Origin of the sequence: uncultured Albimonas sp. (assembly GCF_963977235.1) — a bacterium.
In the GTDB taxonomy this organism is placed as follows: Bacteria; Pseudomonadota; Alphaproteobacteria; order Rhodobacterales; family Rhodobacteraceae; genus Albimonas.
Genome location: NZ_CAXBOD010000016.1, coordinates 18,291 through 30,486 on the forward strand (window position 1 = coordinate 18,291; position 12,196 = coordinate 30,486).

Consider the following 12,196-nt stretch of genomic DNA (forward strand, 5'->3'; position numbering starts at 1 on the left):
AGACAGGGCGGCCGGGCTCAGGCGCGTCTGCCCCCTCCCTAACGCCGCGCGCGGGCTTCGGTCCGCGCGCGGCGTTGCATCTGGTCATCGACGGGTTCGCGGGCGAAGGATCGGATCCGGCGTCGCCCGTTCAGAGGCCCCAGATCTTGGGCTCGGCAAACTCCACCGAGTTGCCGGCCGGGTCCCGGCAATAGATCGAGACGGCGCCGTTGGGCCATTCCACCCGGCTTTCGATCCCGATCCCGTGGGCGGCGAGGCGCGCGGCCCAGCCCTCGATCCCCGGCCCTTGCGCCGAGAAGCAGATGTGCCCCGGGCCATGCGCGCCATGGGGCGGCACCTGCAGGGGGGCGTCGGGCTCGGGCGGGATCGGGGTGCTCAGCGGGTTGAAGATGAACACCATCCCCCCGTCCGCGCGAAAGAAGCGGTGCCGGTCTGGGACCGACTGGATCATCTCCAGCCCCAGCGCCTCGCCGTAGAACGCCGCGGCGGCGTCGAGGTCCTGGGCGTAAAGGCAGGTTTCAAGGACGCGGGGCGCGGCGGTCATGGCGCTGGACTCCTGTAGGGTGTTCTGAGGGCTCAGACCTGCTCGGCGGCCTGATCCGCGGGATCTTCGAGGGTCTGCCCGCGCGCCCGGGAAGGCAGGCGCGGCGGCGCCTGATAGCCCTCGCCCAGCGCGCCGCCGGGCAGACCCTCGGCTGCGCCCGCCTCGGCGCCGGCCATCAGCCCGGCGAAATCGAAGAGCGTGGGATCTGCGAGATGCGAGGGGCGCACGTTGCACAGCGCCCGGAACATCACCGCGCGGCGGCCGGGCGAGCGGCGCTCCCACTCATCGAGCATCGCCTTGACCTGCTGGCGCTGCAGCCCCTCCTGGCTGCCGCAGAGGTCGCAGGGGATGATCGGATAGTTCATGGCCCGCGCAAACCGCTCGCAGTCCTGCTCGGCCACATGGGCCAGCGGGCGCAGCACGCTCAGGTCGCCGTCCTCGTTGATCAGCTTGGGGGGCATGGTCGCGAGGCGCCCGCCGTGGAAGAGGTTGAGGAAGAAGGTCTCGAGGATGTCGTCGCGGTGGTGGCCCAGGACCACGGCCTGGCAACCTTCCTCCCGCGCGATGCGGTAGAGGTTGCCGCGGCGCAGGCGCGAGCACAGCGCGCAGTAGGTGCGGCCGGCGGGGACCTTCTCCTTGACGATCGAGTAGGTGTCGCGGAACTCGATCCGGTGGGGAACCTGGCAGCGCTCGAGGAACGCCGGCAGCACGGTGGCGGGGAAACCGGGCTGGCCCTGGTCGAGGTTGCAGGCCAGCAGCTCGACCGGCAGCAGGCCGCGCCATTGCAGCTCCACCAGCGCGGCCAGCAGCGTGTAGCTGTCCTTGCCGCCCGAAAGGCAGACCAGCCAGCGATCGCCCTTGGCCGCCATGCCATAGGTCTCGATCGCCTCGCGCGTCTCGCGGATCACGCGCTTGCGCAGCTTGCGGAACTCGGTGGTTCCCGGGGCGCCGCGCAGCAGCGGCGGAAGCTCGGCGTCGGTGTCGGACATGCTCCGGCGATAGGGGATCGCGGGCGGGCGCGCAACCGGATTCCGGGGGGCGGGGCGAGGGGTTGCGGGCGGCTCGGGCTTGCGGGGGGGGCTGTGGCGGGCCTATCGTCCCGCCGTCCAGCAGGAGGACCGGGTCGATGGGAAATCACCGCGCGCCATGTCACCCCGCCGCGTCGCGCCTTGCCGCGGCCTGTGTCGGCCTCGTGGCGCTGGGCGCCTGCGCGGGCGGCAGTCCGGAGGGCGGCCCGCCGCCGCGGCCGCCGATGGCGGAGGCCGAGTGCCGGGCGCTGGTCGCCTCGGCTTCGCCCGAGGCGCTGTCGGCCCGCGGCGCGGCGCTGCTGATCGTCGAGCCGTCGCTGATCGAGGGCGGCGTCGCGCGCCCGGTCGGCCTGCGTCTGCGCGAGCAGACCTCGGGCGAGATCGCGACGCTCGACTGCCTCGAGGGGGGCACGGTCTATGGCGCGGTGCCGCCGGGCCGCTGGAACGTGGATGCGCTGATCCCGATCGGCGGCGCCTCGGGCGAGACGATCCCGCTGGCGGGCACGGTCGTGGCCACGGACGAGCTGCGCCTGGGCGCGGGCGAGACCATGCACCTGAGCCGCCCGATCTGGACCCGACAGGGCGGCGCGTTGAGCTTCCGCTCGGAATACGACGATCGGGCGCAGGTGGCCACGGTCCGCCGGCTCGCGCCCAACGTCGACACGGCGCTGCTGCTCAGGGAACTGGGCGAGGACGGCTGAGGTCGGCGCAGGCCGCGGCGCGATCCGCCCGCCTGTGGGGGCCGGACGCTCGCCGCGGCGGGTCGGCCGGGCCGCGCGTGGCGGCGGGCGCGGATCGGCGAGGGCGGCGCAGGCGGCTGGCGGCCAGCCGGCGCGCGGGTCCGCCGGTCGGCTGGTCCCGCGGGGGTCCGCGGGGGGGCTAGTCCCGCGCGGGTCCGCGGGGGGGCACCGGATCGTGACCGTCGCCGCCCCAGGGATGACAGCGCGCGATCCGCCGCAGGGCCAGCCAGCCGCCGCGCAGGGGGCCGTGGGTCTCGAGCGCCTCGAGCGCGTATTCCGAGCAGCTCGGCGCGAAGCGGCAGTTGCGCCCCAGCCAGGGCGAGATCAGCAGGCGATAGGCATGGACCGGCAGCGCCAGCAGGCGGGCGAGGAGACGGGCCGCGAGGCTCACCGTTTCCCCTTGCCGCGCGACTTGCGCGGGGGGCGGTCGGCGGGCGGGGCCGGCGTCTCGCCGCGGGCGCGGGCGGCGTCGGCCTTGTCCTCGCGCGCATGCAGGCGGGCGACGCCCTCGGCGAGGTCGGCGAGCAGCGCGGGGAAGGGGCGCGCCGCGGTGGCCTCGCGCCGGCCGATCAGGACGTAGTCCCAGCCGGGCCGGGCCGTGGCGGGCAGCACCTCGGCCGCGACGGCGCGCAGGCGGCGCTTGGCGCGGTTGCGCTGCACCGCGCCGCCGACCTTCTTCGAACAGGTGAAGCCCACGCGCACCGGCGTCTCTGCGGGCTCCTCCGCGCGGCGGCGGCGGGCCTGGAGGTTCAGCCCGGGCAGGCCGAGGCGCTGGCCGTGGTTGGCGGCCCGCACGAAGTCGCGGCGTTGCTTGATGACCGAGGGACGCCGCGCGGGGGAGACCTGCGCCGAGGGCGCGCCGCCCTCCGGCATCCGGGCGCCGGCAGCCGGGGCGTCGTCAGCCGGGGGGGCGTCAGGGCCGGGCAAGGGCCCCTCGCCGGTCGCGGCGCAATCGTCTGCGCCCGCGGGCGCGACGCCCGCACGCGCGCTGTCCGCCGGCGCTGCGCCGCGCTGGCGTTCAGGCGCGCAAACGGGTGCGCCGCCGGCCTCGCCCGACGTTCCGGAGGCGGCCGAGACGGGCTCGGCGGCTCCTGGCGGTCGGGGGGGCGCGGCGGCGGACATCACCGTCTGGCCTCTCGGCTGCGCGGCGTCGATCGTCGTCGATCCGCGGGACGGCGCCCGCGGGTCGGACGCGATCAGGCGCTCAGCTTCTTGCGGCCCTGGCGGCGGCGGCGAGCGATGATCTGCTGACCGCTCTTCGTCGCCATGCGGGCGCGGAAGCCGTGGCGGCGCTTGCGGACGAGCCGGCTCGGCTGGTACGTGCGCTTCATCTCGTGTCGCTCCTTGATCGGGGCCCTGGACCGCCCGCCTTGACGCCCCCTGGCGCCCGCCGCGATCCCGAACCTCGCCCTCCCGGCCGCGTCGCTGCGCGATCGAGGGGCCTCGAAAATTCCGGAGCCGGTCGGATAAGCGCCGTGACCCCCGCTGTCAATGGCGCAGAGGGCAGGCAGGCCGGGCTCGCCGCCTGAAAGACGACATCAAGCCGGCGTGAGGGGGCTCGTCGCCCGCGCCGGCGACCTGCATATCGCAGGGATATGGTCCGCGGCGCCCGCCGCCAGAGGGAGACGACCCATGACGCAGGCGCCGATTCCCCCAACGCCGCCGCCCGCTGCGCCTCCGGTCCCCGCCTGGCGCCGCTGGGCGCCGCTGGCGGCGCTGGCGGCCGGCGCGGCGCTGGGCTGGTGGCTGCTGGGGGACCGGCTGTCCTTCGACGCCCTGCGCGAGAACCGCGCGGCCCTCGTCGCCTGGCGCGATTCGGCCTGGATCGAGGCCGCGGCGGTCTTCATGCTCGCCTATGTCGCGGTGGTGGCGTTCTCCCTGCCCGGCGCGCTGATCATGACCCTCACGGGCGGCTTCCTGTTCGGCGCGGCGCCGGGGACGGCGCTGAGCGTGGTTGCGGCGACCCTGGGAGCCACGGCGATCTTCCTCGCCGCCCGCAGCTCGCTGGGCGCATCGCTGGAGCGGCGCCTGCAGGGGCAGGGCGGCTTCCTCGCCCGGCTGCGGGCCGGGGTGGCGGAGAACGAGGTCTCGGTCCTGCTGACCCTGCGGCTGATCCCGGCGGTGCCGTTCTTCATCGCCAACCTGGCGCCGGCCTTCCTGGGCGTGCGCACGCGCACATTCGCGTGGACCACCTTCGTGGGCATCATCCCCGGAACCGCGGTCTACTCCTGGACCGGCGCGGGCCTTGGGGCGGTGTTCGACGCGGGCGGGGAGCCCGACCTCGGCCTGATCTTCCGCATCGAGGTGCTGGGCCCGCTGCTGGCGCTGGCGGCCCTCGCCGCCCTTCCGGCGATCCTGCGCGCGGCGCGGGGACGACGCTCCGCTCTGGAGGGCGAGGGATGAGCGCCGCGGTCCTGACGCCGGACCTGTGCATCGTGGGAGCGGGCTCGGGCGGTCTTTCGGTAGCCGCGGGGGCGGCGCAGCTGGGCGCCTCGGTGGTGCTGGTCGAGGGCGGCGAGATGGGGGGCGACTGTCTCAACTTCGGCTGCGTGCCCTCCAAGGCGCTGCTTTCGGCCGGCGCCCGCGGGCTGGCGTGGGAGGCGGCGCTTGCCCATGTCCGCGAAGCCATCGCCGCGATCGCTCCCCACGATTCGCAGGCGCGGTTCGAGGGTCTGGGCGTCACCGTCCTGCGCGGCTGGGCCCGCTTCACCGGCCCCAGGGAGCTGGCGGTCGGCGAGACCCGCATCCGTCCCCGCCGGGTGGTGATCGCCACCGGCTCCTCGCCCGCGGCGCCGCCGGTTCCGGGGCTGGAGACGGTCCCCCACCTGACCAACGAGACGCTGTTCGAGCCCCGCCCCCGCCCCGACCGCCTGCTGATCCTCGGCGGCGGTCCCATCGGCATCGAGATGGCGCTCGCCCACCGTCGCCTGGGCTGCGCGGTGACGGTGATCGAGGCGGGGCGCGCCCTGGGCCGCGACGACCCCGAGGCCGCCGCCGTGGTGCTCGAGGCGCTGCGGGCCGAAGGGGTGGAGATCCGGGAGCGCACCTCCGTCGCCCGGGCCGAGACGACCGCGACGGGCGTCGCCCTGATCGACGACACCGGCGCCCGGCACGAGGGCGACGCGCTGCTGGTCGCGGCGGGGCGCAAGCCCAACCTCGACCGCCTCGACCTGCCCGCCGCGGGGATCGAGGCGGGTCCCGCCGGAGTCACGGTCGACCGGGGCCTGCGCAGCTCCAACGCCCGCGTCTACGCCATCGGCGACGCGGCCGGCGGGCCGCAGTTCACCCATGTCGCGGGCTGGCACGGGGGGCTGGTGGTCCGCTCGGCCCTGTTCCGCCTGCCCGTGCGCACCGACCGCAGCCCGATCCCGCGGGTGACCTACGCCAACCCCGAGCTCGCCCAGGTCGGCCTGACCGAGGCCGAGGCGCGCGAAGCCCATGGCGACAGGCTGGAGGTGATCCGCGAGGCGTTCACCGGCAACGACCGCGCGGTGACCGAGGGCGAGACGGCCGGCTTCCTGAAGCTGATGGCCGTGAAGGGCCGTCCGGTGGGCGTGACCATCGTCGGCCGCGGGGCGGGCGACCTGATCCTGCCCTGGGTGCTGGCGATGTCGGCGGGTCTGAAGCTGACCGCCCTCACCGGCATGATCGCCCCCTATCCCACCCGCGGCGAGATCTCCAAGCGCGCGGCGGGGTCCTATTTCACCCCTCGGCTGTTCGGGAGCCCCTGGCCGAAGCGGGTGGTGCGGCTGTTGTCGAAACTGCCCTAGGTCGGCGCCCGGGAGCGGCGTCGGGAGAGGCCCCGGGGGCAAGCCCGGGGCGCCCGTGGGGCGAGCCGGGGCCTCCTGCCCGCCGCCGGCCGCCGGCGCGGCCTGCGAGGTCTTCAGCCCGCCCGCACCGCCTTGCCGGACTCGTCGAAGAGACGCAGCGCGTTGGGGTCGGTGGCGAGCCGCATCCTGTCGCCTTTCCTGGCGGGCAGGGCGCCAGGGAGGCGGGCGACGAGGGGCTCGGCCTCCGGGCCCATGTCGAAATAGACAAGCTGGCTTTCGCCCAGCTTCTCGACCAGCGTGGCGTCGCCCTCGTAGAACGGCGCCTCGTCATCCTGCGCCAGGCGCAGGTCCTCGGGGCGCACGCCGAGGCTCAGTCCCCGGGCGCCCGACGGCGCGGTCAGGGGGACGGGGGCGAAACCCGCGACCTTCACGCCCGCCTCGGTCGCCTCGGCCGCCAGCAGGTTCATCGAGGGCGAGCCGATGAAGCGCGCGACGAAGGTGTTGGCGGGGTGGCGATACAATTCCATCGGGGCCCCGACCTGCTCCACCCGCCCCTCGCGCAGCACCACGATGCGGTCGGCGAGCGTCATCGCCTCGACCTGGTCGTGGGTCACGTAGATCATCGTGGTGTCGGCCATCCGCTCATGCAGGCCCGCGATCTCGATCCGGGTCTGCACGCGCAGGGCGGCGTCGAGGTTCGAGAGCGGCTCGTCGAACAGGAACACCCGCGGATCCCGCACGATCGCCCGCCCGATGGCGACCCGCTGGCGCTGGCCGCCGGAGAGCTGGCGGGGGAGGCGGTCCAGAAGCGGCTCGAGCTGCAGCATCCGGGCGGCCTCGCGCACCCGCTCCTCGACCGCGCCCTTGCCGGCGCGCGCCAGCCGCAGGCCGAAGGCCATGTTTTCGTAGACCGTCATGTGGGGGTAAAGCGCGTAGGACTGGAACACCATCGCGATGCCGCGCTCGGCCGGGGTCAGCTCGTTCACCCGCTCGCCGTCGAAGGCGAGCTCCCCCTCCGAGATCTCCTCCAGCCCCGCGATACAGCGCAGAAGCGTGGATTTCCCGCAGCCCGAGGGCCCGACGAAGACCACGAACTCGCCCGTCTCGATGGTCAGGTCGATGTCGCTCAGCGCCTGCACGCGCCCGTAGCGCTTGCCGAGTTTCTCCAGCGTCAGGCGAGCCATGGGGTTCCTTTCTTCATGCGGCCTCCGGCGCCTCGGCCCCGAAATAGGCGTCCCAGGGCCCCAGCCGCAGGGAGCCATCGATCAGGCGGCCCGAAAAGCCGTGCCCGTTCAGCCCGTGCGCGTCCCAGGGCGCGCGCAGGGCGCGGGTCTCGGGCGAGAGATTGAAGGCGCAGAGGATGCGCGAATTGCCCTCCGCCCGGGTGAAGGCGACGACGGGGTCGGGCGCCTCCTCCATCTCCAGCCGGCCGCGGGCGAGCGCGGGGTGCGCGCGGCGGAAGGCCAGCAGGCGGCGATAGGCGTGCAGGACCGAGGCGGGGTCGGCCTCCTGCACGTCGACGGCATGGGCCACATGCTCGGGCGCCAGCGGCAGCCAGGGGCGCGCGTCGGAGAAGCCGGCGTGGGGCGCGTCATGGACCCAGGGCATCGGCGTGCGGCAGCCGTCGCGGCCCTTGAACTGGGGCCACAGGCGCAGGCCGTAGGGGTCGCGGATGTCCTCGTAGGGGAGATGCGCCTCGCCCAGGCCCAGCTCCTCGCCCTGGTAGAGGCAGACCGAGCCGCGCAGGCTCAGCAGCAGGGCCGCCAGCAGGCGGATCTGCTCGGGCTCGTGCATCTTCCAGCGGGAGGGGTGGCGCACGGTGTCGTGGTTCGAGAACGCCCAGCACGGCCAGGCGCCGCCCCCCGTCCCGGTTTCAGTCTCGATCCCCGTCCCGGCCCCCGGCCCGCGCGCGTCGGCGGCGGCGTGCTGAACGCCCGCGATGATCGTCTTGACCCGGGCCGCGTCGGGCGGGTCGGGGGCGAGGAAGGCGAAGTCGTAGCACATGTGCAGCTTGTCGCCGCCGGCGGTGTAGTCGGCCATGACCTCGCTGCCGCGCTGGCTCTCGCCGACCTCGCCCAGCGTGGCGCGGGCGCGGCCCCCGGCCCCGAACTCGTCCAGCAGGGCGCGCAGCCGCCTGAGGAACGCCAGGTTCTCGGGTCGGGTCTTGTCGTGCAGGTGCTCCTGCCAGTTGTAGGGATTCTCGGAAGGGGCGGTGTTGGCGTTGCGCAGCGCGGGATCCAGCACCGGATTGTCGGTCAGCGCAGGGTCGTGGAAGTAGAAGTTCACGGTGTCGAGGCGAAACCCGTCCACCCCCCGCTCCAGCCAGCGCCGCGCCACGCCCAGCACGGCGTCCTGCACCTCGGGCTCATGGAAATTCAGGTCCGGCTGCGCGGCGAGGAAATTGTGCATGTAGTATTGCTGGCGGGTGGTGTCCCACTCCCACGCCGGGCCCCCGAAGATCGACAGCCAGTTGTTCGGCGCCGTCCCGTCGGCCTTGGCGTCGGCCCACACGTACCAGTCCGCCCTCGGCCCCTCGCGGCCCGAGCGGCTCTCGACGAACCAGGGGTGCTGGTCGGAGGTGTGCGAGAGGACCAGGTCGATGATGACCTTCAGGCCCAGGGCATGGGCCTCCTCGACCAGCGCGTCGAAATCGGCGTCGGCGCCGAACATCGGGTCCACCTCGGTGAAGCCCGAGACGTCGTAGCCGAAGTCCTTCATCGGCGAGCGGTAGAAAGGCGTCAGCCACACCGCGTCGGCCCCCAGCTCGGCGACATGGTTCAGCCGGGCGCGCACGCCCGCAAGGTCGCCGATCCCGTTGCCGTCGCTGTCCTGGAACGAGCGGACGTAGACCTCATAGATCACCGCCCCGCGCCACCACTCCGCATCGGTCATCCCTTCACGCCTCCCGCGGTCAGGCCGGCGACGATCTTGCGCTGGAAGATCAGCACCATGATCACCAGGGGCGCGGTGACGATCACCGAGGCCGCCATGATCTCCCCCCAAGGCACCTCCTTGCCCGAGGAGCCCGAGAGCAGGGCGATCGCCACCGGCACCGTGCGCGTGTCGTTGGACGACACGAAGGTCAGCGCGAACAGGAACTCGTTCCACGCCTGGATGAAGGCCAGCAGGCCGGTGGTGACCATGGCCGGCCACAGCAGCGGCAGGAACACCCGGCGCACGATCTGGAAGGGGGTGGCGCCGTCGACGATGGCGGCCTCCTCCAGCTCGGCGGGCATGTCGCGCATGAAGGTGGTCAGCACCCAGACCGTGAAGGGCAGGGTGAAGATCATGTAGCTCAGGATCAGCGAGCCCAGCGAGTTGTAGAGGCCGAACGCCCGCACCATCTCGAACAGCCCCGCCAGCACCGCGATCTGGGGGAACATCGAGACCGACAGGATCGTCAGCAGCAGCAGCCCCCGCCCCCGGAAGCGCACGCGCGACAGCGCGAAGGCCGCGGTCACGGCCAGGAACAGCGAGATCGCCACCACCGCGACCGCCACCATCACCGAGTTGAGAAAATTCAGCGGAAACGGCCCCTTGGTCAGCACGTCGACATAGTTGCCGAGGTCCAGGGTCGAGGGCAGGTAGTTGACCTCGAACAGCGCCGAGCCCTGCTCGAGGCTGGTCAGGATCGCGTAGTAGAACGGGAACACCGAGAACAGCACGATGAACACGACCAGCGCCCAGAAGCCCACCGCCTTGGCGGCCTTCGTGGCCCGGCGAAGCGCGAGGTTCGGGCGCGGCGCGGCGGCGCGGCGTGCGGAGCCGGTCATCGTCCGCTCCCTTCCAGGTCCAGCCGCGCCACCTTGATGTAGCCGATGGTGATCAGCGCGATGGTCAGGAACAGCATGGTCGAGGCGGCCGAGCCGTAGGCGAACTTGTCGAACTGGAACAGGTTCTGGTAGGCGAGCACCGACATCGTGGTGGTGTCGGCGTTGTTGGGCGTCAGCACGTAGACGATGTCGAAGACCCGCAGCGCATCGAGCCCGCGGAAGATCGTCGCCACGATCAGCGCCGGCGCCACCAGCGGCAGGGTCACCTTCCAGAACACCTTCACCGGGTTCACCCCGTCGATCTTCGCGGCCTCGTAGATGTCGCGCGGGATCATCTGCAGACCCGCGAGGATCAGCAGCGCCATGAACGGCGTGGTCTTCCAGATGTCGACCAGCATCACCGCGATCATCGCCGTGTCGCCCGAGGCGAGCCAGGCGATCGGCCGCTCCATCAGTCCCAGGCTCATGCCGAGGTCGTTGATCACCCCGAACTGGTCGTTGAGCATCCACGCCCACATCCGCGCCGAGACGATGGTCGGGATCGCCCAGGGGATCAGCACCGCGGCGCGCACCCAGCCGCGGCCCCGGAACTCCTGGTTCAGCACCAGCGCGATTGCCATGCCCAGTACCGTCTCGACGCTGACCGTGACCAGCGCGAAGCGCACCGTGTTCCACACCGCGTTCCACCAGTCGGCCGAGGCGAGCAGGCCGAAATACTCGCCCTCTCCGTCGCCATAGTCGAACCACTCGAGATAGTTCTTGATCCCGTACCACTGCGCGCCGGCCAGATCGTCCAGCGAGGCGTCGGTCAGGCTGAACCAGATGGTGCGGAACAGCGGCCAGCCGGCCACGAAGGCCAGCACCGCCAGCATCGGCAGCAGGAACAGCGCCGCCGAGCGCAGCCGCTGCGCCCGCAGGCGCGAGCGGCCGGGCCGGCTGGCGGGGGCGGAGGGGGCGGGCGCGCCGCCGCCCTCGGTCGCGGGCCGGGTCACGCGCCGATTACCAGCCCGAGCCCTTGATCCGCTCCAGCTTCGCCGACAGGCGCTTCAGGCTGGCCTCGGCCGGCCGGTCGCCCGACAGGGTGGCGTGCACCGCGTCCCAGAACTCGTTCGAGACCTCGTTGTAGGCGCCCTGCGTGGGGGCCGAGGGGCGGGGCACGGTGTTGAGGAAGATCTCCTTCCACTGCGGGATCGAGGGCTGCGCCTCGGCGATCTCGGGGTCGTCGTAAAGCGCCTCGATGGTCGGCAGGCGGGTCAGCTCGATGGCGCGGGTCTTCTGCGCCTCCTCGCCGGTGAGGAACATCACCAGCTCGATCGCCGCCTCCTGCTCGTCGGAATACTTCGAGACCGCGAGGTTCCAGCCGCCCAGCGTCGCCGCGGACCCCGCGCCGCCCGAAGGCAGGGGGGCGATGGCGAACTTGTCGGCCACGGCCGAGTCCTCGCCCTGGCCCAGCGCCCAGGCGTAGGGCCAGTTGCGCATGAAGGCCGCGTTGCCGGTCTGCCAGACGCCGCGGCTCTCCTCCTCCTTGTAGGCCAGCACGCCCTCGGGGGAGATCGTGCCGATCCAGCTCGCGGCGGTGTCTAGCGCCTTCGCCGCCTCGGGGTTGTCGATCGAGATGGTCCCGTCGGGCTCCACGATCTGGCCGCCGCCGTGGGACATCACCCACTCCAGCGCGTCGCAGGTCAGCCCCTCGTAGGCGGCGCCCTGGAAGACGAAGCCGTGGAAGTCGTCCGCGCCCTCGCCGCGCTCTCCGTCCTGGATGGCCCTCGCCTGCTCGGCCATCTCCTCCCAGGTCTCGGGGGGTTCGAAGCCGTATTTCTCCATCAGGTCGGTGCGGTAATAGAGGGCCGGCGCGTCCGAGAACATCGGCATGGCCACCAGCTTGCCGTCCACCGTCTGGCTCTGGATGATCGACTCGAAATGCTTGTCCGCCTGGCCCTCGGCCGCCGCCGACAGGTCGGTGAAATGCGAGGCGAGCTGCGGCGCCCAGACCACGTCGGTCCGATAGACGTCGATGTCCGAATTCCCCGCCGACAGCCACAGCCGGTATTGCGCGAACTGGTCGGTGGTCGAGGAGGGCATCTCCACGATCTCGACGCTGTGCCCGGTCTGCTCCTCGAACTTGTCGAGGTTCATGCGCAGCACCTCGTTGTCCCGGCCCACCGGGCCCGAGACGATCGAGAGGTCGGCGGCGAATGCGGGGCCCGCGAGCGCGACGAGCGCCGAGGCGAGCGCAAGGGGATGGCTGGGGGGACGGGTGGGGCGGCTCATGCGGCGGTTCCTCCTGACGGCGGGGCGTCGGGTCGGGCCGGCGCTCCTGTCCAGATCTCGAGTCACGACG

General features: G+C 72.8%; 12 protein-coding genes and 1 pseudogene. 3 read left to right on the plus strand and 10 right to left on the minus strand.

Annotated elements, in window-relative coordinates; genetic code table 11:
- Positions 1 to 130: 130 nt before the first annotated feature.
- Entirely contained in the window at positions 131 to 544 is a 414-nt protein-coding gene (locus AAC134_RS10235; protein WP_339948987.1) for a VOC family protein, read from the minus strand.
- A 173-nt stretch (positions 545 to 717) separates the two neighbouring features.
- Positions 718 to 1,533: pseudogene (gene ttcA / locus AAC134_RS10240) on the minus strand (tRNA 2-thiocytidine(32) synthetase TtcA); the annotation flags it as partial.
- A gap of 137 nt (positions 1,534 to 1,670) precedes the next feature.
- Between ttcA and AAC134_RS10245 the strand changes: the two are divergent.
- Positions 1,671 to 2,273: a hypothetical protein gene (locus tag AAC134_RS10245; RefSeq protein ID WP_339948988.1), complete on the plus strand. Its 603-nt coding sequence runs from the start codon at positions 1,671 to 1,673 to the stop codon at positions 2,271 to 2,273.
- 178 nt (positions 2,274 to 2,451) lie between these two features.
- Here AAC134_RS10245 and yidD read toward each other — a convergent pair whose 3' ends face one another.
- The 3 genes from yidD to rpmH form a co-directional block, all read right to left on the minus strand.
- Positions 2,452 to 2,703, minus strand: a complete 252-nt coding sequence (gene yidD / locus AAC134_RS10250; RefSeq protein WP_339948989.1) for a membrane protein insertion efficiency factor YidD — start codon at positions 2,701 to 2,703, stop codon at positions 2,452 to 2,454.
- On the minus strand, positions 2,700 to 3,185 hold the full coding sequence (rnpA, locus tag AAC134_RS10255; protein ID WP_339949037.1) for a ribonuclease P protein component: 486 nt from the start codon (positions 3,183 to 3,185) through the stop codon (positions 2,700 to 2,702). Before rnpA ends, yidD begins: the two co-directional genes overlap by 4 nt.
- 323 nt (positions 3,186 to 3,508) lie before the next feature.
- Complete coding sequence (rpmH, locus tag AAC134_RS10260) at positions 3,509 to 3,643, minus strand: 50S ribosomal protein L34 (RefSeq protein WP_092865130.1); 135 nt, start codon at positions 3,641 to 3,643, stop codon at positions 3,509 to 3,511.
- 301 nt (positions 3,644 to 3,944) lie between these two features.
- On the opposite strand from rpmH, the gene AAC134_RS10265 reads away from it, so the two are divergent.
- Both AAC134_RS10265 and AAC134_RS10270 read left to right on the plus strand, forming a co-directional pair.
- On the plus strand, positions 3,945 to 4,715 hold the full coding sequence (locus AAC134_RS10265) for a TVP38/TMEM64 family protein (protein WP_339948990.1): 771 nt from the start codon (positions 3,945 to 3,947) through the stop codon (positions 4,713 to 4,715).
- Positions 4,712 to 6,082 carry an FAD-dependent oxidoreductase gene (locus AAC134_RS10270; RefSeq protein ID WP_339948991.1) on the plus strand — a complete coding sequence of 457 codons (1,371 nt, stop codon included), beginning with the start codon at positions 4,712 to 4,714 and terminating at the stop codon, positions 6,080 to 6,082. The genes AAC134_RS10265 and AAC134_RS10270 overlap by 4 nt, the downstream gene beginning before the upstream one ends.
- Before the next feature lie 113 nt (positions 6,083 to 6,195).
- On the opposite strand, the gene ugpC is transcribed toward AAC134_RS10270, so the two are convergent.
- From ugpC to AAC134_RS10295, 5 genes are read right to left on the minus strand one after another with little or no spacing between them, the layout of a single operon-like run.
- Entirely contained in the window at positions 6,196 to 7,266 is a 1,071-nt protein-coding gene (gene ugpC, locus AAC134_RS10275; RefSeq protein WP_339948992.1) for a sn-glycerol-3-phosphate ABC transporter ATP-binding protein UgpC, read from the minus strand.
- Positions 7,267 to 7,279: 13 nt separating this feature from the next.
- Positions 7,280 to 8,974 carry an alpha-amylase family glycosyl hydrolase gene (locus tag AAC134_RS10280; protein WP_339948993.1) on the minus strand — a complete coding sequence of 565 codons (1,695 nt, stop codon included), beginning with the start codon at positions 8,972 to 8,974 and terminating at the stop codon, positions 7,280 to 7,282.
- Positions 8,971 to 9,855 carry a carbohydrate ABC transporter permease gene (locus AAC134_RS10285; protein WP_339948994.1) on the minus strand — a complete coding sequence of 295 codons (885 nt, stop codon included), beginning with the start codon at positions 9,853 to 9,855 and terminating at the stop codon, positions 8,971 to 8,973. Before AAC134_RS10285 ends, AAC134_RS10280 begins: the two co-directional genes overlap by 4 nt.
- A complete protein-coding gene (locus AAC134_RS10290) occupies positions 9,852 to 10,847 on the minus strand; it encodes a sugar ABC transporter permease (RefSeq protein WP_339948995.1) in 996 nt (331 codons plus the stop codon). Before AAC134_RS10290 ends, AAC134_RS10285 begins: the two co-directional genes overlap by 4 nt.
- A gap of 7 nt (positions 10,848 to 10,854) precedes the next feature.
- Complete coding sequence (locus AAC134_RS10295; protein ID WP_339948996.1) at positions 10,855 to 12,126, minus strand: ABC transporter substrate-binding protein; 1,272 nt, start codon at positions 12,124 to 12,126, stop codon at positions 10,855 to 10,857.
- Between the last annotated feature and the right edge of the window lie 70 nt (positions 12,127 to 12,196).